Origin of the sequence: Rhodoplanes azumiensis (genome assembly GCF_042682915.1) — a bacterium.
Lineage (GTDB): Bacteria > Pseudomonadota > Alphaproteobacteria > Rhizobiales > Xanthobacteraceae > Rhodoplanes > Rhodoplanes azumiensis.
This window is the reverse complement of the sequence record NZ_JBHUIW010000001.1, coordinates 272,407-295,709: the sequence shown is the minus strand read 5'-3', so window position 1 is coordinate 295,709 and position 23,303 is coordinate 272,407. Positions and strand designations below refer to the sequence as shown.

At 70.2% G+C, this 23,303-nt stretch carries 21 protein-coding genes; 12 read left to right on the top strand and 9 right to left on the bottom strand.

Going from position 1 to position 23,303, the window contains the following annotated elements; genetic code table 11:
- The first annotated feature begins 6 nt into the window (after positions 1–6).
- Positions 7–588: a hypothetical protein gene (locus ACFSOX_RS01390; RefSeq protein WP_378475998.1), complete on the top strand. Its 582-nt coding sequence runs from the start codon at positions 7–9 to the stop codon at positions 586–588.
- A 30-nt stretch (positions 589–618) separates the two neighbouring features.
- Here ACFSOX_RS01390 and ACFSOX_RS01385 read toward each other — a convergent pair whose 3' ends face one another.
- From ACFSOX_RS01385 to recG, 3 genes are all read right to left on the bottom strand, one after another.
- On the bottom strand, positions 619–1,029 hold the full coding sequence (locus tag ACFSOX_RS01385) for a flagellar basal body rod protein FlgC (protein ID WP_378475997.1): 411 nt from the start codon (positions 1,027–1,029) through the stop codon (positions 619–621).
- A 283-nt stretch (positions 1,030–1,312) separates the two neighbouring features.
- On the bottom strand, positions 1,313–1,585 hold the full coding sequence (locus tag ACFSOX_RS01380) for an HdeA/HdeB family chaperone (RefSeq protein ID WP_378475996.1): 273 nt from the start codon (positions 1,583–1,585) through the stop codon (positions 1,313–1,315).
- A 234-nt stretch (positions 1,586–1,819) separates the two neighbouring features.
- A complete protein-coding gene (gene recG / locus ACFSOX_RS01375; protein WP_378475995.1) occupies positions 1,820–3,919 on the bottom strand; it encodes an ATP-dependent DNA helicase RecG in 2,100 nt (699 codons plus the stop codon).
- A 255-nt stretch (positions 3,920–4,174) separates the two neighbouring features.
- On the opposite strand from recG, the gene ACFSOX_RS01370 reads away from it, so the two are divergent.
- From ACFSOX_RS01370 to mfd, 4 genes are all read left to right on the top strand, one after another.
- A complete protein-coding gene (locus ACFSOX_RS01370) occupies positions 4,175–4,789 on the top strand; it encodes a DUF2087 domain-containing protein (RefSeq protein WP_378475994.1) in 615 nt (204 codons plus the stop codon).
- 26 nt (positions 4,790–4,815) lie between these two features.
- A complete protein-coding gene (locus tag ACFSOX_RS01365) occupies positions 4,816–5,769 on the top strand; it encodes an alpha/beta fold hydrolase (protein WP_378475993.1) in 954 nt (317 codons plus the stop codon).
- Between the two features lie 118 nt (positions 5,770–5,887).
- Positions 5,888–6,178 (top strand): FAD assembly factor SdhE, encoded by a 291-nt coding sequence (locus tag ACFSOX_RS01360; RefSeq protein ID WP_111359882.1) that lies wholly within the window; start codon positions 5,888–5,890, stop codon positions 6,176–6,178.
- Positions 6,179–6,399: 221 nt separating this feature from the next.
- Complete coding sequence (gene mfd, locus ACFSOX_RS01355; protein ID WP_378475992.1) at positions 6,400–9,927, top strand: transcription-repair coupling factor; 3,528 nt, start codon at positions 6,400–6,402, stop codon at positions 9,925–9,927.
- A gap of 181 nt (positions 9,928–10,108) precedes the next feature.
- On the opposite strand, the gene ACFSOX_RS01350 is transcribed toward mfd, so the two are convergent.
- The 3 genes from ACFSOX_RS01350 to bcsS all read right to left on the bottom strand — a co-directional run bounded on the left by ACFSOX_RS01350 (position 10,109) and on the right by bcsS (position 13,187).
- The gene (locus ACFSOX_RS01350; RefSeq protein ID WP_378475991.1) at positions 10,109–10,381 is read right to left on the bottom strand and encodes a hypothetical protein; all 273 of its coding nucleotides are present in this window, start codon (positions 10,379–10,381) and stop codon (positions 10,109–10,111) included.
- An 8-nt stretch (positions 10,382–10,389) separates the two neighbouring features.
- The gene (locus ACFSOX_RS01345; protein ID WP_378475990.1) at positions 10,390–12,075 is read right to left on the bottom strand and encodes a methyl-accepting chemotaxis protein; all 1,686 of its coding nucleotides are present in this window, start codon (positions 12,073–12,075) and stop codon (positions 10,390–10,392) included.
- 317 nt (positions 12,076–12,392) lie between these two features.
- Positions 12,393–13,187: a cellulose biosynthesis protein BcsS gene (gene bcsS, locus ACFSOX_RS01340; protein WP_378475989.1), complete on the bottom strand. Its 795-nt coding sequence runs from the start codon at positions 13,185–13,187 to the stop codon at positions 12,393–12,395.
- A gap of 220 nt (positions 13,188–13,407) precedes the next feature.
- Between bcsS and ACFSOX_RS01335 the strand changes: the two genes are divergently transcribed.
- A complete protein-coding gene (locus tag ACFSOX_RS01335) occupies positions 13,408–14,667 on the top strand; it encodes an MFS transporter (protein WP_378475988.1) in 1,260 nt (419 codons plus the stop codon).
- A gap of 408 nt (positions 14,668–15,075) precedes the next feature.
- Here ACFSOX_RS01335 and ACFSOX_RS01330 read toward each other — a convergent pair whose 3' ends face one another.
- From ACFSOX_RS01330 to groES, 3 genes are all read right to left on the bottom strand, one after another.
- Positions 15,076–15,567: a Uma2 family endonuclease gene (locus ACFSOX_RS01330; RefSeq protein WP_378475987.1), complete on the bottom strand. Its 492-nt coding sequence runs from the start codon at positions 15,565–15,567 to the stop codon at positions 15,076–15,078.
- Between the two features lie 183 nt (positions 15,568–15,750).
- Positions 15,751–17,388, bottom strand: a complete 1,638-nt coding sequence (gene groL / locus ACFSOX_RS01325) for a chaperonin GroEL (protein WP_378475986.1) — start codon at positions 17,386–17,388, stop codon at positions 15,751–15,753.
- A gap of 120 nt (positions 17,389–17,508) precedes the next feature.
- Positions 17,509–17,823 carry a co-chaperone GroES gene (gene groES / locus ACFSOX_RS01320; RefSeq protein WP_378475985.1) on the bottom strand — a complete coding sequence of 105 codons (315 nt, stop codon included), beginning with the start codon at positions 17,821–17,823 and terminating at the stop codon, positions 17,509–17,511.
- A gap of 406 nt (positions 17,824–18,229) precedes the next feature.
- On the opposite strand from groES, the gene ACFSOX_RS01315 reads away from it, so the two are divergent.
- The 6 genes from ACFSOX_RS01315 to ACFSOX_RS01290 all read left to right on the top strand — a co-directional run bounded on the left by ACFSOX_RS01315 (position 18,230) and on the right by ACFSOX_RS01290 (position 23,226).
- On the top strand, positions 18,230–18,499 hold the full coding sequence (locus ACFSOX_RS01315) for an usg protein (RefSeq protein WP_378476096.1): 270 nt from the start codon (positions 18,230–18,232) through the stop codon (positions 18,497–18,499).
- Positions 18,500–18,971: 472 nt separating this feature from the next.
- Positions 18,972–19,856: a 3-deoxy-8-phosphooctulonate synthase gene (gene kdsA, locus ACFSOX_RS01310; protein ID WP_378476095.1), complete on the top strand. Its 885-nt coding sequence runs from the start codon at positions 18,972–18,974 to the stop codon at positions 19,854–19,856.
- Between the two features lie 48 nt (positions 19,857–19,904).
- The gene (locus ACFSOX_RS01305; protein WP_378475984.1) at positions 19,905–20,309 is read left to right on the top strand and encodes a DUF350 domain-containing protein; all 405 of its coding nucleotides are present in this window, start codon (positions 19,905–19,907) and stop codon (positions 20,307–20,309) included.
- Between the two features lie 24 nt (positions 20,310–20,333).
- Positions 20,334–20,729: a hypothetical protein gene (locus ACFSOX_RS01300; protein WP_378475983.1), complete on the top strand. Its 396-nt coding sequence runs from the start codon at positions 20,334–20,336 to the stop codon at positions 20,727–20,729.
- Between the two features lie 2 nt (positions 20,730–20,731).
- Positions 20,732–21,919, top strand: coding sequence for a glutathionylspermidine synthase family protein (locus tag ACFSOX_RS01295; protein WP_378475982.1), 1,188 nt, complete (start codon positions 20,732–20,734; stop codon positions 21,917–21,919).
- 80 nt (positions 21,920–21,999) lie between these two features.
- Positions 22,000–23,226, top strand: coding sequence for an MFS transporter (locus ACFSOX_RS01290; RefSeq protein WP_378475981.1), 1,227 nt, complete (start codon positions 22,000–22,002; stop codon positions 23,224–23,226).
- Positions 23,227–23,303: the final 77 nt, after the last annotated feature.

Here is a 23,303-nt window from a genome sequence, read left to right as displayed (position 1 = left end):
TCGCGTATGGTGGACGTGATGGTGCCCGATGCGCTGCAGCCGGAAGAGCTGCAGCCTGCTTCGTTGCGGGGTGTCCCGGCCGCCGAGGCGCTGAGCAGCCGCCTGCTGCTCACCCAGCTCGCCACGAGAGCCCTGGAGGACTGGTGCCGCGTGCGCGGTCTCGGCTCCGGCCACATCACGGTGCGACGGCACGACCAGCCGGCGCCCGCCGTGCTCGATCCCGACAGCCTCGCGGCGCTCGGCGGCGACGCCCGCGGGACGACGCTCCGGCGAGTCGACATCCGGCTCGGCCCCGTCATCCTGGTCGATGCCGTGAACTGGTACTTCGCCGACCGCCTGACCGCGGCGATGCGCGAGCGCCTGCGCGGCGACACGCCGTTCGGCGAGGCGGTCTCCGCCCTGAAGGCGCGGCGCCGCACCTTCCACGTCAGCGTCGCGCCGCCCGAGGTGATCGAAGCGGCCACCCGGAACGCCGGGCCGCACGCGGCGGCCGTGCACGTCTTCGAGCACCGCGCCGCGCTCGACCTGCCGGACGGCACGCCGGTCGCCGTGGTCCACGAGCGCTATCGGGCCGTGCTGGTGCGATAACCGGTTTTGAGTGAAGCCACCCGGCTCCGCTCACGCCGTCGCGTCGAGCAGCGTCTTGGTCATCTGGTCGCCCGCCTTCGCCACCCGCGCATTGGCCGTGAACGTGTAGCTGGCGATCACCTGCTCGACCATCTCGCGCGTGAGGTCGACGGCGGGCGCCGCCACCATGCCGTTTTGATCGGCGAACGGCGCCTGCGGGTCCGGCGTCGGGACCGGGGGCTCGCCCGTGGTTGTGACGGTCGTCTGCGTGCCACCCGCCGCGGCCGCCGTCTGGTTCACCCGCAGCGGCGTGTAGGCGCGCGGCTGGCCGGCCGGCACGGTGCCGGTGGGGCCGGGCAGCGCGCCGGTCGAGCGGACGTTCGCGACATTGCTGGCCGACACCTCGACGCGGCGGACCGCGGCGGTCATGCCGGACAGCGCGATGGTGGCGATGGTGCTCACGCGGGCCCTCGTGGCGGCGGATCGACGTCCGCCGAGTGGGCCACGCGACCCGCCAAGGGCGCGTTGACGCGGCCCGCGAAAGCCGGGCCGGGTCGGTCACGACTTGTTAAGGATGCGAGGCGGGGCGGGCCGCGATCCTGTCGCCTTGGTCGTCCCGGGGCGCGCCGAAGGCGCGAGCCCGGGACTCATACGGCCTGTCTTTCGTGAGCGACCGACACCGGGGCAGGATCCCGGGCTCGCGGACCTATCGGTCCGCGCCCCGGGAGGACGGACGTTGTGACGATCAATCGAACAGCTTGTCGGCCGCCGTGATCACGCCGACATTCGGGTTCTCGCTGCAGTACTGGGCGAGCTTCTTGGTATTCGCCTCGAGCCGCTCGGTGTCGATGATCGGCGGATCGTCCTCGTCGCGGTAATAGGCGTCGAGCCAAGCCAGCGTGATGGTGATGTCGTCCTTGCTGCTCGACAGGAACTGCTTGCAGGAGAGCGTCGAGAGATCGAACTTTTCGGCCGCGGCCGGCGCCGCGAGGCCGATCACGAGGGCGGCGGCGAGCATCGCGGGCGAGAGACGTCCGCGCGCGAGACATCCGCGCGAGAAACGTCCGGGGGAGAAACGTTCGACGGAGAAACGTCCGATCATGGGGCACAGGCTCCTGGTGAAAACGGACGACCGCGCGTCGCCCGCTGCCTCGGACCGAGGCGGCGCGCATTATGGTGAGGGTGCGGTGCTTCGTCCCCGGGAACCTGCGAAAAGGTCGCAACGGTGTGTGCACAAGCCCGTGATCCCGCCTCATCCGGCCCGGATCAGCCGCATCGCCTCGTCACGGCCGAAGAGGTAGAGGAGGGTGCGCAGCGCCGCACCGCGCTCGCCCTCGAGGCCGCCGTCGCGCTCCATGATCAGCTTGGCGTCGTCGCGCGCCGCCTGCAGGAGCTCGCCGTGCACCTCGATGCGGGCGACTCGGAAGCCCGGCAGGCCGCTCTGCCGTGTGCCGAGCACGTCGCCCTCGCCGCGCAGTTTCAGATCCTCCTCGGCGATGCGGAAGCCGTCCTCGGTGTCGCGCATGGTGGCGAGCCGCGCCTTCGCGGCCTCGCCGAGCGGCGCCTTGTAGAGGAGCAGGCAGGTCGACTTCTCCGATCCGCGGCCGATGCGGCCGCGGAGCTGATGGAGCTGGGCGAGGCCGAAACGCTCCGCATGCTCGATCACCATGACGCTCGCGCGCGGCACGTCGACGCCGACCTCGATCACCGTGGTGGCGACCAGCAGCATCGTCTCGGCGGCGGCGAACCGCGCCATCGCGGCGTCCTTCTCGGGGCCGCGCATCTTGCCGTGCACGAGGCCGACCACGCCGTCGCCGAACACGCCGGAGAGATCGCGAAAACGGTCCTGCGCCGCGGCGAGATCGATCGTCTCGGACTCCTCCACCAGCGGGCAGACCCAGTAGACCTGCCGCCCCTCCTTGATAGCGCGGCCGACCGCCGCGACCACGTCGTCGATGCGGTCGAGCGCCACGGTGCGGGTGTCGATCGGCTTTCGCCCGGCGGGCTTTTCCCGCAGTTCCGAGACGTCCATGTCCCCAAAATACGTCAACACGAGTGTTCGCGGGATCGGCGTCGCGGTCATCACCAGCACGTCGACGGCGCGGCCCTTCTGGGCCAGCGCCAGGCGTTGGTGGACGCCGAAGCGGTGCTGCTCGTCGACCACGGCGAGGGCGAGATCCCTGAACGCCACCTCGTCCTGAAAGATCGCGTGCGTGCCGACCAGAATGTCGATCTCGCCGTCGGCGAGCTTTTGGAGCGTCTCGGTGCGCTCGCGGCCGCGCTCGCGGCCGGTCAGGATGGCGACGCGCAGGCCGGCCTTCTCGGCGAGCGGTGCGATGGTCTTCAGATGCTGCCGGGCCAGAATCTCGGTCGGCGCCATCAGGGCGGCCTGGCTGCCGGCCTCGACGGCGGCCGCGCAGGCGAACAGCGCCACCACGGTCTTGCCGGAGCCGACGTCGCCCTGCAGCAGCCGCAGCATGCGCTCGGGCTTTTCGAGATCCACCGCGATGTCCTCGACGGCCTTCGCCTGCGACGCGGTGAGCGTCCAGGGTAGGGCGGCGCGCAGTTTTTCGCGAATCCGGCCGTCGCCCGTGGTCGAGCGGCCCGCGGCCTTCTTCATCCGGGCCCGCATCATCATCAGGGCGAGCTGACCGGCCAGAAGCTCGTCATAGGCGAGGCGCGACCACGCCGGCCTTTCGGGCGAGGCGTCTTCGGGGGACGACGGGCGGTGGACGGTGCGCAGCGCGTCGGCGAAGGCCGGGAAGTTTCGCGCGGTGAGGAAGGCCGCGTCCTGCCATTCGGGCAGCACCGGCACCTTGGCGAGCGCCGCGTCGACGGCGCGCCGCACGCCCCACGGCGACAGGCCCTCGGTGAGCGGGTAGACCGGCTCGACGGCCGGCATCTTGGCGACGTCCTGCTCGGTCGCCACGCGCTCGGGATGGACCATCTGCAGCATCCCGTCATAGGTCGCGATCGTGCCCGACACCCACCGGGTCTCGCCGACCGGCAGGAGCTTCTCCATCATCTCCGGCCGCGCCTTGAAATAGGTGATGATCAGGTCGCCGGTGCCGTCGCTCGCATAGATCAGGTAGGGCGCCCGCGATCGGCCCGGCGCCGGCGGCCGGTGGCGGTCGACCGTCACCAGCACGGTCGCGATCTGGCCGGGCGTGACGTCGCGCAGCAGCGGCCGCGCCCGCCGGTCGACCACGCCGGTCGGCAGATGAAAGACGAGGTCGAGCACCCGCGGCTCGTCACGGTCGAGCAGCCGGCCGTACAGCCGCTCGAACTTCGGCCCGATCCCCGACAGGGTGGTCACCGGGGCGAACAGGGGATTGAGGGCGGTGGGTCTCACGGTCTCGTCCGGCGGCGGCCGTGCGAAGGCTTGCACGGCGTGGATCGCTGCCGTATATCGCACCTCGGTCGGCAGTTCACCCAGGCGTCGCCGCCCCGCAAGGGGAGCTAAACCTGCCAACTTGTCTCGCCACGGTCGACACCCTGGTTCGCGAAGCAGAGTCTCGCGACACCCTGTCCCGTGCCACGTCGAAGCCGGCGACCACGACGGTCCGTCAGGATCGGGCCAAACGCCCGGCACGGCGAGGATCAGGTGATGTCCCGTCAGATCTTTCCGTACATCGCGGACGACATGTCCGCGCTCGCCCGCGCGCTCGAGGGCGAGCTGTCCCGCGCGCTCGCCGCGAACGGCGGCGAGCCGCCCGGCCATGTGACCATGCTGAACATGCTGGCGCGCGCCGCCGGATGCCGGAACTTCCAGCACTTCCGCGCCCAGGCCGAGGCGCGCGAGCGGTTGGAGACCCCGGCTCCGCCGGTGCCGGCCGAGCCGCCGGTGGACTTCGTCAAGGTCGAGCGCGTCGCCCGCTACTTCGATGCGGCGGGCGGCCTGACCCGCTGGCCCGGCAAGCATAGGGACCGGGTCGCGTGCCTGTGGGTGATGTGGTCGCGGCTGCCGGCCCGGCAGGTGCTGTCGGAGCCGGCCGTCAACGAGGCCCTGAAGGCCGCGCACCGCTTCGGCGACCACGTGCTGCTGCGCCGCGCGCTGGTCGATCTCGGCCTTCTCGCCCGCACCCCGGACGGCCGCGAATACCGCCGCGTCGAGCAGCCCCCGCCGCCCGAGGCACGCGCGCTGATCCGGCATCTCGCGGGGCGTTGTGCTGATCCGGACCGGGGGGGGCGCGCTGCGCCGCGGCCCACGGTCCATCCATAGATGATTCGATCGCCATAAGAGACATCATGACACCGTTTCCGTTTGCGCGGGCGGCGGCGATCCGCGCCCGCATGCCCGAACCACATCTGTTCGCCACCCGCGGTGGGCCGCTCGAATGCGCCCTCGACGGCGCTCCGCCGCGTCCGGATGCTCCAGCCGTGCTGTGCTTGCACGGCGGCGCCGGCGGCTTCGACCAGGGCCTGCTGCTCGCCGCGGCGGCGCTCGGCGAGCCACGCCTGGACGCGCACTGCATCCTGGCGCCGTCGCGGCCCGGTTATCTCGGCACGCCGCTCGCCACCGGGGCTTCGCCCGAGGCGCAGGCGGATTCCTACGCCGACCTGCTCGACCGGCTCGGCCTGCGGGATGCCGTCGTCATGGCGGTGTCGGGCGGCGGGCCTTCGGCCCTGCAGTTCGCACTGCGCCACCGCGACCGCTGCCGCGGGCTGGTGATGATCTCGGCCTGCGCGGCCCGGCTCGAGGTGCGGCTGCCCTGGCAATATCACCTGATGCGGCTCGTCGTCCGCGTTCCGGCGCTTGCCGCGGCTGTCGGTCGGCGAGCCATAAGGAAGCCGGAGCGCGCGCTCGCCCGCTCGGTAGCCGACCCGGCAGCCCGGTCGCGGCTCCTCGCCGACAGCGAGTCCACGGCGCTCTGGCTCGCCCTACAGGCGAGCGTGGGAATCCGGCTCGCTGCCCGCATCCCGGGTACCGACAACGACACGGCGAGGTTCCGCGCCAGCGAGGGCTGGCCCCTGGAAGAGATCGCCGTGCCGGTGCTCGCCGTGCATGGAACGGCGGACCGGATCGTCGAGCTCTCCCATGCCGAAGGGCTGGCTGCCCGGGTTCCGGACGCCGAACTGCTCGCGATCGCGGGCGGCGAACACATCTGCCTGTTTACCCACCGGGCCGTGATCCGGCCACGGGTGGAGGCGTTCGTCGCTCGGGTCGTGCGACCGGGGAAGACGCCGGTTTTGCCGGTTTGATCTGCCGCCCGGGGCGCTGACAGGGGCGCCCCGGGCCGCTATATCACTCCCGCGCCCGGCCTCGTCCGGGCTTTCGGCGTTTTGACCAGGCGGGCGCCCCGGGCGCCGGGAGGCTGCCATGACCGGAACCACACGATCGAGCGCGGGGCTGTCGGAGCGGCGGCGGCGGCTGTTGTTCCGGGCGTGGCGGCGCGGCACCCGCGAACTCGATCTTCTCACCGGGCGCTTCGCCGACGCCGTGATCGCCGACCTCACCGAGGACGAGGTGACCGAGTTCGAGGGCTGGTGCGCGGCGCCCGACCTCGACCTCTACGCCTGGATCACCGGGTCGAAGCCGGTGCCGCCCGAATACGACACGCCGCTGTTCCGCCGCCTGAAGGACTTCGACCACGGCGCGGCCGCGGTCTAGGGCGGTTCCGAATCGATCACCTCGGACCGTCACCCTGAGAGGTGCTCGCCGGAGGCGAGCCTCGAAGGGCGACGGCCCGGAGGCCTCGGCCGCATCCTTCGAGGCCCGGCGGAGTTTACGCTCGGGCCGCGCGACGCGCGGACCCGGGTGCCGGGCACTTCAGGATGACGGAGCCGGGTAAGGACGAAACAAGAATTGCTCCAGGCCGGACAAGAAGCACCATGGCACTCGTGAAGACGCGTTCTCCGGCGGAGCTGCTGAAACTCGGCCGCGCGCTCACCCTGTCCAGCGTCGCCGACGGCGCCGAGGGCTTCGTCCTCGGCGATCTCGCCCGTGCCGTCGCGGCCCGCAAGGACGCGCCCGCGGTCTCGCTCCTCGTCGTCTGCCGCGACGGCGCCCGCATGGCGCAGCTCGGCCGCACGCTGCGCTTCTTCGCGCCGGACCTCGTCCAGCTCCAGCTCCCGGCCTGGGACTGCCAGCCCTATGATCGCGTCTCGCCGCATGCCGGCATCGTCGCCGAGCGGATGATCACGCTGGCGCGGCTCGCCCGCCTGAAGGGCTCGGAGAAGCCGACCGTGCTGCTCACCACGGTCAACGCGATCGTCCAGCGGGTGCCGGCGAAGCGCCAGATCGCCGGACAGGCGCTCTCGGCGGCGCCGGGCAATCGCATCGCCATGGACGGCATCACCCGCTGGCTCGAGCTCAATGGATACTTGCGCACCGCGACCGTGCGCGAGCCCGGCGAGTATGCGGTGCGCGGCGGCATCATCGATCTCTATCCGGCCGGTCGCGACGAGCCGGTGCGCTTCGATTTCTTCGGCGACACGCTGGAATCGATCCGCACATTCGATCCGGAGACCCAGCGCACCCAGGACCAGCTCCACGCGCTCGATCTGGTGCCGGTCGCCGAGTTCCAGCTGATCACCGAGACGATCCGAAAGTTCCGCCAGGCCTATGTCACGACCTTCGGCACGGCGGGCTCCGACGATCAGCTCTACGAGGCGGTGAGTGAAGGCCGCCGCTATCCCGGCATGGAGCACTGGCTGCCGCTGTTCCACGATCGCATGGACACGCTGTTCGACTACGTGCCGGACACGCCCGTGGTGCTGGAGCCGTTGGCGGAAGAGGCCGCGCACGAACGCCTCGCCCAGATCGCCGACTACTACGAGGCGCGCAAGCAGGCCGTGACGATGGAGGGCGGCGGCCCGCCCTACAAGCCGCTGCCGCCGGACCGGCTCTATTTGGGCGAGACGGAATGGCGCGAAAAACTCGCCGACGCGGCGCTGGTGCGCGTCACGCCGTTCGCCTCGCCCGAGGGCGCAGCTGATAACGGCGCCGTCGTCGACATCGGCACCCGCGCCGGCCACAGCTTCGCCGACGAGCGCGCCAAGCCCGACGGCAACGTCTTCGAGGCGCTGAAGCAGCACGTGGAAAAGCTGCAAGGGGCCGGCAAGCGCGTCGTCATCGCGCTGTGGAGCGAGGGCGCGCGCGAGCGCACCGGCAACGTGCTGACCGACCACAAGCTGGTCAATCTGCGTCACGTGTCGAGCTGGCCCGAGGTGAAGTCGCGCCCGGCCGTCGAGGTGTCGCTCGCCGTGCTCGGCATCGAGGCGGGCTTCGAGACCGACGAGCTCGCCGTCATCGGCGAGCAGGACATACTCGGCGATCGTCTGGTCCGCCAGCGGCGCGCGTCCAAGAAGGCCGAGAACTTCATCGCCGAGGTGACGAGCCTGTCGGCCGGCGATCTCGTCGTCCATGTCGACCACGGCATCGGCCGCTTCGTCGGGCTGAAGACGATCCAGGCCGCCGGCGCGCCGCACGATTGCCTCGAGCTGCATTACGCCGGCCAGGACAAGCTCTACTTGCCGGTCGAGAACATCGAGCTGTTGTCGCGCTACGGCTCGGAGGACACGGCGGTCGAGCTGGATCGCCTGGGCGGCGCCGGCTGGCAGACCCGCAAGGCGCGGATGAAGCAGCGCATCCGCGAGATCGCCGGTGAGCTGATCAGGATCGCGGCGGAGCGCCAGCTCCACGAGGCGCCGCGGCTGACGCTGGGGCAGGGCGTCTACGACGAGTTCTGCGCCGGCTTCCCGTACGACGAGACCGAGGATCAGAACAACGCCATCAACGCCGTGCTGGACGACCTCTCGGCCGGCCGCCCGATGGACCGCCTGGTGTGCGGCGACGTCGGCTTCGGCAAGACCGAGGTGGCGCTGCGCGCCGCGCTGGCGACCGTCATGAACGGCAAGCAGGTCGCCGTCGTGGTGCCGACGACGCTGCTCGCGCGCCAGCATTTCCGCACCTTCTCGTCGCGCTTCCACGGCTTCCCGGTCAACGTCGCGCAGCTCTCGCGGCTCGCCTCGCCGAAGGAGCTGGCCGCCGCCAAGAAGGGCCTCGTCGAGGGGCAGGTCGACATCGTGGTCGGCACCCATGCGCTGCTCGGCAAGGCGATCAGGTTCAAGGATCTCGGCCTCGTGATCGTCGACGAGGAGCAGCATTTCGGCGTCGCCCACAAGGAGCGCCTGAAGGCGCTGCGCTCGGAGGTGCATGTTCTCACGCTCACCGCGACGCCGATCCCGCGCACTCTGCAGCTCGCGCTGACGGGCGTGCGGGAACTGTCGATCATCGCGACGCCGCCCGTCGACCGTCTCGCGGTGCGCACCTTCGTCACGCCGTTCGATCCGCTCACCGTCCGCGAGGCGCTGCTGCGCGAGCGCTACCGCGGCGGTCAGGCGTTCTACGTCTGCCCGCGCATCGAGGATCTGGCCGAGGCGAAGGAGTTTCTGGAGAAGCACGTCCCCGAGGTCCGGGTCGTCACGGCGCACGGACAGATGTCGCCGGCCGTGTTGGAGGACGTCATGTCGGCCTTCTACGACGGCAAGTACGACGTGCTGCTCTCCACCACGATCGTCGAGTCGGGCCTCGACATCCCGACCGCCAACACCCTGATCGTGCATCGCGCCGACATGTTCGGCCTCGCCCAGCTCTATCAGCTCCGCGGCCGCGTCGGCCGCTCGAAGACGCGCGCCTATGCGCTGTTCACGATCCCGGCGGGGAGAAAGATCACGCCGACCGCGGAGCGGCGCCTGAAGGTGCTGCAGTCGCTCGACACGCTCGGCGCCGGCTTCCAGCTCGCCTCGCACGACCTCGACATCCGCGGTGCGGGCAATCTGCTCGGCGACGAGCAGTCCGGCCACATCAAGGAGGTCGGCTTCGAGCTCTATCAGCAGATGCTGCAGGAGGCGGTCGAGAGCCTCAAGGCCGGCGTCGCCGCGCCCGTGGAGGACCGCTGGTCGCCGCAGATCACCATCGGCATGCCGGTGCTGATCCCGGAGGACTACGTGCCGGATCTCTCGGTGAGGCTCGCGCTCTACCGTCGGCTCGCGGATCTCGACGACGAGCGCGAGATCGACGGCTTCGCGGCCGAGCTGGTCGACCGCTTCGGCACGATGCCGGTCGAGGTCGAGTATCTGTTGAAGACGGTGCTGCTGAAGGCGCTGTGCCGCCGCGCCAACGTGGCGAAGATCGACGCCGGCCCGAAGGGCGCCGTCATCGCGTTCCGCGACGACTCGTTCGCCGACCCCGCCGGCCTCGTGCACTACATCCGCAAGCAGGGCGTGATGGCGAAGGTGCGGCCCGACATGAAGGTGGTGTTCCTCGAGGACTGGGAGGAGCCGGTCGATCGCCTGAAGGGGGCGACCGCGATCCTGCGCGACCTCGCCGCCATCGCGACCAAGAAGGCGGCGTAGCCGCGGCGCGCGCGTTTCCCGCTCGTGCCTGCGAAGGCGCCGTGATCACGTCGGCGTGGCCGGACTCCCGTTCGTCCACGAGGACCGGCGCGCGAGCGGGCCGAGCCGAAAAAACAGGCGGAGCCGCGGCTCCGCCTTGGTGTCTCGTTTCCTCGCGTCGTCGGCGTGGGGTGGCCGGTGTTCAGGTCCGTGCGCCGGCCTCCATCCGGTCGCGCATCGCGATGGCGGCGGCCTTCAACCGCTCGATCAGCGTCTCGACGGCATCGATGCGAGATTCGACCACGGCGAGGTCGCTGCGGCACGCTGCGACGCTGCCGCGCCAGGCGCCGAGCAACGCCTCCACCTCGGCGAGATGCGAGCGCCGGATGCGCAGCGCCGCCGCCGTCTTGGCGGCGGCGTCGACCGTGCCGCTCCACGGAGCCGACGCGCGTGTCGCGATCGCGACCTCGTCCATCGGCCCGCTCACGCCGCCCGCACCGTCGCCATGAAGCGATCGACCTCGGCGCGCAGGCGGTTGCTTTCGGTCGACAGCGCCCGGGCCGAGGACAGCACCTGGGCCGAAGCGGACCCCGCCTCGCCGGCACCGCGATTGACCTCGTCGATGTTGCTGCTGACCTGGGCGGCCCCCTGCGCGGCCTGCTGGATGTTGCGGGCGATCTCGTGGGTCGCCGCGCCTTGTTCCTCGACGGCCGCCGCGATGGTCGCCGAGATCTCGGCGATGCGACCGATGGTGCCGCCGATCTCCTTGATGGCTGCGACCGACTCCTGCGTCGCCGTCTGCATGCCGGCGATCTGGGCGGCGATGTCGCCCGTCGCCTTGCCGGTCTGCGCGGCGAGCGCCTTGACCTCTTGCGCGACGACCGCGAAGCCCTTGCCGGCCTCGCCGGCGCGGGCCGCCTCGATGGTGGCGTTGAGGGCCAGCAGGTTGGTCTGCTCGGCGATCGCGGTGATCAGCTTGACGACGTCGCCGATGCGGCCGGCCGCCTGCGACAGTTCGGCGATGCGGCCGTCGGTCTTCTCGGCCTGCTTGACGGCCTCGCCGGCGATGCGGGTCGCCTCCTGCACCTGACGTCCGATCTCGGCGACCGACGACGACATCTCGTTGGTGGCGGAGGCGACAGACTGGACGTTGGCGGTCGCCTGGCCGGACGCGGCGGCGGCCGAGGTGGAGAGCGCCTGGGTGGTCTCGGCCGTGCGGGTCAGACTGCCGGCGGCGGCCTCGAGCTCGGTCGAGGCCGACGACACGGTCTTGACGATGTCGCCCACCGCGCTCTCGAACCGATCGGCGAGGCTCACCATCTCGGCGCGGCGCTTTGCCGCCTGGCGGGCATCCTGGTCGGCCTTCTCCTCGGCGTCGTGCTTCGCCTTCTCGGCCAGCTTGATCTTGAACTCTTCCACCGCGTCGGCGATCTGGCCGACCTCGTCCTTGCGGCCGACGCCGGCCAGCACGACGTCGAAATTGCCGGCGGCGAGCTGGCGCATGCCGCTCGCGAGCTTCACGATCGGCGCGGCGATGCCGAACCGGGCGAGCACGAAGGCGAGCACCATGCCGATCGTGCCGCCGACCGCGAAGATGGTGTAGTTCGAGCGTGCCGAGGCGTTGCTGGTCGCCGTCAGCGCTTCTGATCCGGTCGAGATCTCCTTGTCGAAGGTCGACCCGAGCCCCTGAAGGTCGGACGCCATGCGGCCGATCATCGGGTCGACCGCGGTGCGGACGATCTCGACCGCCTTGGCATTGTCGTTCTTGAGGGCGAGGTCGATGGCCGACTGTGCGGTACGGCGAATCTCGGCGAGCTCCCGTTCGGCCTGCTCGACCCTGGCGGCGTGACGCGGCGCCTTCTCCTTCACGATCGTCAGGTTGCGGGACGCGGTCTCGGCCGCCTTGTCGAACTGCGGAAGGAGCTTCTGCATCTCGACCCGGTCGGTCTCGGCGATCGCCCGATAGATCAGCATCTCGTAGACATAGACGGAGCGTGCCGCACGTGCGGATGCCACCCAAGCCACGACGTCGCGTTCGAGAAACCGCGTATAGGCTTCGTCGACCTCCACGGTCTTGGTGGCGCCCCACCAGGCGCTGACGCCGGCCACGACGGCCAGCACGGCGGCGACGCTCATGATCTTGGGTAGAATCTGAATGCGGGACAGCATGGACATGATCCCATGGGCTCGGGTGGTGCCGCTGCTTGTCCGTGAAGTTCGCGCGGACCGCGGAGCGGCCGAAAGGAGAGACGCGCGACCGGTCAGCCGGCGCGCGGCGGGCGATGCGGCGCCGGTGCGCCGAGCCCGCCCGCCACGTTTGCAGTCGTAGTATTAATATTAGGTATAATTTAACCGGTCTTGGTGGTCCGACGATCCCCGGCAGAGCCTCGACCCCCGTCTCGCGCAACCCAAAGGCGCCGGCTGGCCCGGCCGGTCGACCGGATTTCTGCGCCGCGCCGTGGCCCGGGCTCCCGGCTCCTGCGGCCTCACCGCTTGGTCAGCACGCCGAGCCGCACGTAAGAAGGTCCGGCGCGCTCGTCCGTGTCGGTGACCCAGCCGAAGCCGAGGCTCCAGTCCCATGGGCCGCGGCGGAGCCCGGTCAGGTGGGCACCGATCCGGATCTGGCGATAGTTGGTGTCGCCGTAGAGCTGCAGCTCGGGCCCCGCATAGAACCCAGCATACCAGGTCTCCAACACGCGCCAGCCGAGCGCCGCGCCGAGCCCGAAGCCGTGGCCGATCGACGACCAGGTGGCGTTGGTGCGCACCATCGTGTCGGGGAACGGCTCCCACCAGGTGTCGAGCCCGAGCCGCATGCCCACATGCGTGCCGCGCAGCGGATTGCCGGGATCGGGCGGCGTCGTCCAGTGATGCTGGACGTCGATCCCACCGAACACCGAGGCGATGAAGCGGTCGCGGCGCATGATCCAGCCGGGCGTCAGCGACCCGAGCGCCTGCACGGCGAGCACCTGATTGGCGCCCGAGCGATATCGGTAGGTGCCGGTTCCTGCGAGCGCCTTGAAGGCCGGGCCGTCACGCGCCAATCCCTCGGGTGCCCACACGGCGCCGCCGTGCAGGAAGCCGCCGGCGTGCCACAGATCGGTTCCGCCGAACAGCAGCAGACGCTCGGCCTCGAGCGCCGCGAGTGTTTCGGGGGAGACGGCGACCGCCCCCTCGGGTTGCGCGACGGCAGCCCCCGCGGCCGGTGGCACGACGAGCGCGAAGAGCGTGGCACCGAGCAACGCGGCCGCTCGCACGGCCGCGCCGGCATCCGATCGGCGCATGGCACGATCCCATGGAAACCGGACTGCTCAGGTTCGCCGCACCCGTGATGCAAGCCTAGCGAGCATCAGGATCGAGATCCACGCGAACAAATCCTGAAACCAGGCCGACATGTGCGCGCCGGCAACGGAGCGTTGCCGGCGCGCCACAAGTTCGGCGCGCCTCGCGACACCCCGCCTAGCCCGTGTTAGGGTCGCGCGTCGCCTCCAGGAACCAGAGTCCATGCCCCCGACCGACCGGACCGCCGACGCCAGCCAGGCGGCGCAGCAGACGCGACGCTCGATCGCGTTTCTCAACGTGGCGCACGGCATCGACCATTACGTGCTCGGCATCTACCCGACCGTCGTGATCGGCCTGGAGCTCGTCTATCGGCGGCCCTATTCGGAGCTGATCGTCCTCTCCACCGCGATGTTCGTCGCCTTCGGCCTGTTCTCGTTGCCGGCCGGCTGGCTCGCCGACCGCATCAGCCGACGCGGCATGATGGCGGCGTTCTTCATCGGCTGCGGCGTGTCGCTGATCGGCTGCGCCGTGGCGCCGACCCTGACCATGCTCGCGGTCGCGCTGTTCCTGCTCGGCATGTTCGCGGCGATCTATCACCCGGTCGGCATGGCGATGCTGATCCAGGCGTCGAACGCGCGCGGGCGCACGCTCGCCTTCAACGGCGTCTGCGGCAATCTCGGCGTGTCGCTCGCCTCCGGCGTCACGGCCGTGCTCGCCGCCTCGGCGTTCGGCTGGCGCGCCGCCTTCGTCGCGCCGGCGCTGGTCTGCATCGCGCTCGGCATCGCCTATCTGGCGATGGTCGCGGACGACCGCCACGAGACGGCGACGCGCGCCCGCGTCGCCGACATCGTGCTGCCGCGCAACGCCGCGGTCGTGTTCTTCGGCCTCTACACCATCATTTCGTTCTGCGGCGGGCTCACCTTCAACACCATCGTGGTGGCTCTGCCCAAGATCGTCGACGAGCGGCTGGTCGGCGATGCCCTCGGCGGCGCCGGGCTCGCCGCGGTCGGCGGCCTGTCGAGCCTGGTGTTCCTGGGGGGCGCCGTCGCCCAGCTCGCGGTCGGGCGCATCGCCGAGCGGGTCGCGCCCCATCTCCTGTTCGTCGGGGTCGTCGGGCTCCTGCTGATCGGAGCGATCTGGTCGGTGCGGGCCGACGGCATGACGCTGATCGCCGCGCTCGCCGTCGTGATGGCGGCGCTCTACGGGCAAGTGACGGTCGGCGACATGGTGATCGCCCGCTACACGGCCGATGCGTGGCGGGGCCGCGTCTATGCGGTGCGCTATTTCCTCTCCTTCGCGTCGGCCGGCGTCGCCGTGCCGCTGATCGCCTATCTGCATGCGCGCGGCGGCTTCGATCTGGTGTTGGTCGGGCTCGCCGGCGTCTCGGCCGCGTTCTTCGCCGCGGTCGCCGGCCTCGTCGCCGTCGTGATGGTCGCGACGCCGCGCGTCGTGCCGGCCGTGGATGCGGCGCCGGCCGAGTAGGGGGCGCCGGCCGGGGTCTTGGCGGTGCTCCGGTCCGGATCCCGCCACCACGGAATATTTTCGCCGCGTTAACCTGCTGTTAACCGCGTCGGTGCATCCTCTTCGAGACAAGGGCGCTGCGGCGCCGACGACCACGGCGGACAGGTGACGCCGGATGTACGCGCATCGGACGGCGTGGTCGTGACTGAATTCCCGCGGGGGCGGGTCGGGGGACCAGCGCTTCGCAGCGCTGACGGGAAAAGGCCCGGGCCACACGCCCGGGCCTTTTTCGTGTCGTGATCACGTCGCCGTGCGGGCTCCGTCCCGATCGAGACGAACGACGCCGCTCAGTCGAACCGGACGCGCCGGTAGATGTCCGCGAGCGGCAGCGCGACGCCGAGCGCGGGATGTCGAGCGCCGGGATGTCGATCACGCCGTTGATGTCGTCGCGCACGGCCGGACCGGGCTGGAAGCCGGGTTCCGTGCGGGTCCAGACCCAGGCTTCACCTCGTCGTGAGCGACGACCAGATAGGTGCCGTGGCTCGGCAGGGTCAGGTGCTCGGCCGCCTTGTCACCGAGATCGACCCGCTCGGAGGAGGGCGACATCACTTCGGCGAGGACCACCGGCGCCATGGCGGTCCGGTCCGTGGTCGGGCCGTCGGCCGGGTCGACCACGATATCGGGGAACCGGACGGTAGACGGCCCGATGTCGACGCCGAATTCCGGGAGAACCGCCCACCTGTCGTGATCGACCCGCGAATCCAAGGCTCTGAAGAGATTGGCCGCGATCTGCCAATGGCCGCGTAAACCACCCGTCATCATGACGAGGCGCCCCCGTACCAGCTCGTAGTTCTCCTCCTGGCGCTCGGCCCAGGCCCGAAAGTCGGACTTGTCCATCTGGATGGGGGTCTGAACGGTCATTTCGTCCTCGTTCGTCGGACCGACTCTACTGCGCCCGCCGCCGAGAACGCAAAAGGCCCGGGCTTTCGCCCGGGCCCTCGCCGTCACGACACGGAACGCGTCGCTCAGATGCCCATGCCGCTGCCGAGTCGGGCTTGGCCGACTTCGGCATTCGATGAGGTGCGGCGGCTTTATGGGCTTCTCTTAGAAGTCCATGCCGCCGCCCGGCATGCCGCCGCCCGGCATCGCCGGAGCGTTCTTCTTCGGCAGCTCGGCGACCATGGCCTCGGTGGTGATCAGGAGGCCGGCGACCGAGGCGGCGTTCTGCAGCGCGGCGCGCACCACCTTGGTCGGGTCGATGATGCCCTTCTGGACGAGATTGCCGTACTGCGCCGACTGGGCGTCGAAGCCGAAGGCGTACTCGTCGTTCTCCAGGATCTTGCCGACAACGACCGAGCCGTCTTCGCCGGCGTTGAGCGAGATCTGGCGGGCCGGCCAGGAGAGCGCCTTGCGGACGATGTCGACGCCGTGGCGCTGGTCCTCGTTGGCGGGCTTGACCGCCTCGATCGCTTTGGTGGCGCGCAGGAGGGCGACGCCGCCGCCCGGCAGGATGCCTTCCTCGACCGCCGCGCGGGTCGCGTGCATGGCATCGTCCACGCGGTCCTTGCGCTCCTTCACCTCGACCTCGGTGGCGCCGCCGACGCGGATCACCGCGACGCCGCCGGCGAGCTTGGCGAGGCGCTCCTGCAGCTTCTCGCGGTCGTAGTCCGAGGTGGTCTCCTCGATCTGCGCCTTGATCTGGGCGATGCGGGCGTCGATGTCGGCCTTGGTGCCGGCGCCGTCGACGATCGTGGTGTTCTCCTTCTCGATCGTCACCTTCTTGGCGCGGCCGAGCATCTGCAGCGTGACGCTGTCGAGCTTGATGCCCAGATCCTCGGAGATGGCCTGGCCGCCGGTCAGGATCGCGATGTCCTGCAGCATGGCCTTGCGGCGGTCACCGAAGCCCGGCGCCTTGACGGCCGCGACCTTGAGGCCGCCGCGCAGCTTGTTGACGACGAGCGTGGCCAGCGCCTCGCCCTCGACGTCCTCGGCGACGATGAGGAGCGGCTTGCCGGTCTGCACCACGGCCTCGAGCAGCGGCAGCATCTCCTGCAGGCCGGAGAGCTTCTTCTCGTAGATGAGGATGTAGGGATCCTCGAGCTCGACCCGCATCTTGTCGGCGTTGGTGATGAAGTAGGGCGAGATGTAGCCACGGTCGAACTGCATGCCCTCGACGACGTCGAGCTCGGTCTCCAGGCTCTTCGCCTCCTCGACCGTGATGACGCCCTCGTTGCCGACCTTCTTCATCGCCTCGGCGAGGTAGCGGCCGATCTCGGCGTCGCCGTTGGCCGAGATGGTGCCGACCTGGGCGATCTCGTCGTTCGAGGTGATCTTCTTGGAGTTCTTCTCGAGATCCTTCACGACGGCCTCGACGGCGAGGTCGATGCCGCGCTTGAGGTCCATCGGGTTCATGCCGGCGGCCACCGCCTTGGCGCCTTCCTTGACGATCGCCTGGGCCAGCACGGTCGCCGTGGTGGTGCCGTCGCCGGCGATGTCGGACGACTTCGAGGCCACCTCGCGCACCATCTGGGCGCCCATGTTCTCGAACTTGTCCTCGAGCTCGATCTCCTTGGCGACGGTGACGCCGTCCTTGGTGATGCGCGGCGCGCCGAAGCTCTTCTCCAGCACGACGTTGCGGCCCTTCGGCCCGAGCGTCACCTTCACGGCGTTGGCGAGCACGTCGACGCCGCGCAGCATCTTGTCGCGCGCGTCAGACGAGAATTTCACGTCCTTGGCAGCCATTGTTCATCAGCTCCTGAATGAATCCGTTGCGTTCTCCCGACCCGGCGAGACCACGGTGCCGATCCGAAGTGAATCCGGCAGGGTCCGTTCAGGTTGGATCAGTCCGACAGTGTCTCGGGGTCAGGCGGCCTTCTTCTTGGCCTCGGTCTCGGTGAGAACGCCCATGATGTCGCTCTCCTTCATGATCAGATACTCGACGCCGTCGAGCTTGACCTCGGTGCCGGACCACTTGCCGAACAGCACCCGGTCGCCGACCTGAACGTCGAGCGGGATCAGCTTGCCGGCCTCGTCGCGGCCACCCGGGCCGACGGCGATGATCTCGCCCTGCTGGGGCTTCTCCTTGGCCGTGTCGGGGATGATGATCCCGCCGGCCGTCTTCTGCTCGGCCTCGATGCGCTTGACGACGACGCGGTCGTGAAGCGGACGGAACTTCATGCTGTCCTCCTAAGTTTCTGTCACGAAGAGAAGAATCTCATTCGGGTAGCCCGGCCGCACGGCGCGCTCCGGGCTGCCCGGCTGCGACATGGGGGAGGCGACGACCCCGTTCAAGAGGGGGGACGGAAAAATTTGGCACTCACCGCGATCGATTGCCAACAATCGCTGGATCGGCCGGCCGCGCTCGGTCGGGTTGGCGCGGGTGCGGCGTGGCGCTGGCGCAACACCGATCATGCAATGGGTAAGTGGAGGTCAAGCTTTTCGGCGCCGCGCAAGGTAGAGGTTTGGTAGCACTGTCCCGCAGAGGCTGCTACGCCCGACCTGTGAACACTTTGTTTACCAAATGAGCTTGCAATGATCGGAGGTGGCGTTGGAAGATTTCCGTGTCGATCGGACGGGGGACACTATGGCCTCTAAGGACTTCTTGCAGCAACTTCACGGCTACGGCCTGACGACCGCGCACATTCTCTATCGGCGGCCGGATCATCCCTGGCTGCTGCAGACCTACCTGTGGCAGGACTACGATCTTCACCCGCATTTCCCGGAGCTGAACAAGTTCCTCGGCTTCTGGCGGGAGAAGCTGGAGGGCCCGCTCCACTCGGTCACGGTCGCGCACTCGCGCCTGATCAAGCCCGCCGAAATCAAGGCCGTGGACGGGATTTTTACTCTCAACTGAGGGTGGGGACCGGCTCGGAGGGCGGGCACGCATGCGTGCCCGCGCCGTCGATCGCCGTCGCGTCGCCCGGGTTTCGCTGCATGTCTGGGCAAGACTCGGCGTCAGGCCTGGACGGGCGAGGGAGTTCGGGGGCCCGGCATGCCGGGGCGGCGGGGCGCCGGCCAGCCGCCCGACGATCCGGTCGACCTGCTGTCACACACACACACTCTCTCTCTCTCTCACTCCGGCTACGTCCATCGGGTCCACGCGGCGCGCCGGCTGGAGCCCGAGGGGCGGCGCGGCGGAAGCTGACCGGCCCCGCGCCGGCTCGCGCCGGCCTTGGACGGGCGATTCGTCATGAGACGACTCCCACCTCGGCGCGACCCGTCGATTCTTGCCCAGGCTCGAAAACGAAGCCCGGGATACGGGCGGCTCCGGCCGGCCCGCCGTTGACCCGGCCGACAACGGGCGCCATGGTCCGCGCGCCATGACCATGCCCGTCACGCCTGCTCACTCGCCCGCTCCGTCGCCCGTCGTCGTGGTCGGACCGTCCCAAAACCCGGTCCGGTTCGGCAATGTGCTGCCGCTCGCGCTGATCGCCGGCCCGTGCCAGATGGAGAGCCGCGCCCACGCGCTCGAGACCGCCGCGGCCGTCAAGGAGAGCGCCGCCAAGGCCGGGATCGCCGTGGTGTTCAAGGCGTCGTTCGACAAGGCGAACCGCACCAGCCTGAGCGGCGCCCGCGGGGTCGGGCTCGACGCCGCGCTGCCCGTCTTCGCCGAGATCCGCGAGACGCTGGGTCTCCCCGTGCTCACCGACGTGCACGACGCCGGCCAGTGCGCGCCGGTCGCCGAGGTGGTCGACATCCTGCAGATCCCGGCGTTCCTGTGCCGGCAGACCGATCTGCTGGTCGCCGCGGCGAAGACCGGCCGCATCGTCAACGTCAAGAAGGGCCAGTTCCTGGCGCCTTGGGACATGGCGAACGTCGTCGCCAAGGTGACGGGCGCCGGGAACGCGAACGTGCTGGTGACCGAGCGCGGCGCCTCGTTCGGCTACAACACGCTGGTCTCCGACATGCGGGCGCTGCCGATCCTGGCCCGCACCGGCGCGCCCGTGATCTTCGATGCCACCCATTCGGTGCAGCAGCCGGGCGGGCAGGGGACGTCGTCCGGGGGAGACCGCGCCTTCGTGCCGGTGCTGGCGCGCGCCGCCGTGGCGGTCGGGGTCGCCGGCGTGTTCATCGAGACGCATCCGGACCCGGACCGGGCGCCCTCCGACGGCCCCAACATGGTGCCGCTCGCCGACCTCGAGGGGCTGCTGCGCACCCTCGTCGCCTTCGACCGGCTCGCCAAGCACCACCTCGCCGAACCGGATGATTGAACCTGCGGGCGCGGCGTCGCAACCTAGTGGTGACACGGGGGAGACGCCATGCTGCTGCAATCGCTCGCCGGGCTGCCGGCCTTTCTGGCTTATCTGTGCACGGCGCTGATCGCCTCGATCCTCTACCTCTTGATCTACACGCGCGTCACGCATCACGACGAGTTCGCGCTGATCGCCAAGAATGTGCCGGGAGCCGCCGTGTCGCTCGGGCTGGCGCTGCTCGGCTTCGCCCTGCCGGTCGCCAGCGCCATCGCGCACGCCGCCTCGATCCTCGACTGCGCCGTGTGGAGCCTGATCGCGCTCGCCGTCCAGATCGGCGTCTATTTCCTGGTGCGCCTCCCGGTGCCGGACCTGTCGAACCGCATCGCCGCCGGCCAGCTCGCGCCGGCGATCTGGCTCGGCCTCGCCTCGCTCGCCGCCGGCGCGCTCAATGCCGCCGCGATGTCCTACTGAGCGCGGGCCGAAAGGGCCGAGGACATGAAACGCTCCACCCAGGTCGGGCTGGTGCTGATGTCGGCGCTCGGCGTCGGCGGCACCGCCTACATGCTGATGCCGGGCCGCGACTGCCGGCCGCCGGACACCCCCGAGCAGGCAGCGTTGCACGCGCCGCTGGCGCCCGGCGCCGCCGCTGCGGCCCCGGTGCAGCAGCAGAACTGCGCCCCGCGCGGCTCTTCCGGCTCGTCGGGACGCTGGAGCAGCGGCTCGTCGTGGTGGCACGGCGGCTCGTCGTCGTCCTCGAGCCGGACCGGGCCGGTGGTCGCCAAGGCGGCGAGCGGCACGGCCTCGTCGACCGCGTCGTCGTCTTCGGGAATTGGCTCCACGTTGCGCAGCGGCTTCGGCTCCTTCGCCCGCGCCGTGTCGTCGGGAGGCTGAGCGTGCAGCGCATCGCCTGCCCGGAGCGCGACGACTGGCGCGCGATCGCCGAGACGCACGGCTTCGCGTTCCACACCATCGACGGCGCGCCCTACTGGGACGAGACGGCCTATTACGGCTTCACGCTCGATCAGATCGAGCGCGACATCGAGGCGCCGACCGCCGAGCTCGACGCGATGTGCCGCGAGCTGGTCGCCCGCGCGGTCGGCGACGAGCGGATCCTGACGCTCCTGAAGATCCCGGAAACCTATTGGACCTACATCGCGGCGAGCTTCAAGCGCGGCGACCCCTCGCTCTACGGCCGCTTCGACCTCTGCTACGACGGCACCGGGCCGGCGAAGCTGCTCGAATACAACGCCGACACGCCGACGGCGCTCTACGAGACCGGCGTGTTCCAGTGGTTGTGGCTGGAGGAGGCGATCGCGCGCCAGATCGTCCCGGCCGGCAGCGACCAGTTCAACTCCGTCCACGAGACGCTGATCGCCGGCTGGCGCGCCGTCGCGGAGCAGGTGGGGCGCGGGCTGGGCGAGCCGGTCGGCACCGTGCATCTCGCCGGCGCGCTGGAGAGCGCCGAGGATCTCGGCACGCTCGCCTATCTCGAGGACACGGCCCGGCAGGCCGGCCTCGACACCGTGATGATCGCGATGGACCGCATCGGCCGCAAGCGCAACGGCGATTTCGTCGACGAGCAGGACCGTCCGATGGCGCTCGCCTTCAAGCTCTATCCCTGGGAGTGGATGTTCCGCGAGCCGTTCGGGCGCTATCTGCCGGGCGCGTCGACGCGCTGGATCGAGCCGCCCTGGAAGGCGATCCTGTCGTCGAAAGGGATTCTGCCGCTTCTCTGGTCGATGGCGCCGAACCATCCGAACCTGCTGCCCGCCTATTTCGAGGAGGATCCGGAGGCGGGACAGCTCGGCGAGTCCTACGTGCGAAAGCCGCTCTACTCGCGCGAGGGCGCCAATGTCGCCATGGTGGTGGGCGGCGAGGTGCTCGACTCCGACAGCGGTCCTTACGGCGCCGAGGGATTCGTGCGGCAGGCCGTCGCCGTGCTGCCGCGCACGGCGGGCGGCTATCCGGTGCTCGGCTCGTGGATCGTGAACGGCGCAGCCTGCGGCCTGTCGATCCGCGAGGACGCCTCGCCGATCACCAAGAACACGTCGCGCTTCCTGCCGCACGCGATCCTGCCCTGACGATCCTGCCTGACGGCGGTGCGGCCATGCCGGCGCGCCGCGATCTTGTCGCGGCGATGCGGTGCTGTACAACACCGCGCATGAGCTCTCCCGCCCGCGACGACAGTGCCGACCCGCCGGGGACCGGACGGGTGCTGGCGGTGGTCGCGCTGGCGCTGTTCTCGACCAGCCTGTTCATGCGCGCCATCGATCCGGTGATCCCGCAGATCGCCACCGGCCTGCAGATGGACGTGCGCACGGTCGCGCTGCTCTCCACCGCCTATGCGCTGCCCTATGCGCTCGCCCAGCCGGTGCTCGGCAGCCTCGGGGACACGGTCGGCAAGGTTCTGGTGCTGAAGCTCTGCCTGGTGCTCAGCATCTTCGCCGGCTTCCTCGGCGCCTTGGCGCCGGACTTTCCGACGTTGTTCGGCTCGCGCGTGCTGGTCGGCATGGTGTCGGGCGGCATCTTCCCGATCGCGCTCGCGATCGGCGGCGATCTGGTGCCGGTCGCCAAGCGCCAGATCGCCTTCAGTCGGCTGCTCGCCGCGGCGATGGCGGGCAACGTGCTCGGTTCGCCGCTCGCCGGGCTGATCGCCGACACGGTCGGCTGGCGCGGCGTCTTCGCGCTGGTCGCCGCGATCGCGGTCGTCGCCCTCGCCGCCGTGCAGATCGGCTTTCGCGGGCTCGCGATCGATGTGCGCAGCCGCTTCGAGATGACGACCATCGTGCGCGGCTATCGCGCCGTGTTCCGGAATCCGCTGGCGAAGATCTGCTTCCTGGCCGTGTTCCTGGAGGGCACGTTCCTGCACGGGCTGTTCCCGTTCGTCGCGGCGCTGCTCGCGGGACGCGGCGAGGGGCGCGCCGCGATCGCCGGCGTGGTGATCGCCGGCTTCGCGGTCGGCGGGTTTCTCTATTCGGGCCTGATCTCGGTGCTGCTGCGCCGGCTCGGCGAGCGCGGCCTGATGCGCGGCGGCGGCGCCCTGATGGCGATCGGCCTCGCCGCGGTGACGCTCGGCTTCGCCTGGCCGGTCGAGTTCATGATCTTCATGGTGATAGGGCTCGGCTTCTACTCGCTGCACGGCGTCATCCAGGTCTATGTGACCGAGCTCGCGCCGTCGGCACGCGGCACCGCGGTCGCCATGCACGGGTGCTCGTTCTTCCTCGGCCAGGCGCTCGGCCCGGTCGTCTATCGCACCGGCTTCGATCATGTCGGCGTGTCCGCCACCAGCACGATTGCCGGTCTGATGCTGCTCGGCACCGGATTGATGTGCGCCGTATACTTACGGCGGCCGGCGAAGCCGCAGCCGGCCGGCCCACGCGAGACCTGATCGTCGGACGTTCCCAGGTCGCGCTTGTGCGACCCATCGCGATCGCGCCTTGCCGCTCCGCTCTTGCGGCGGCGGCC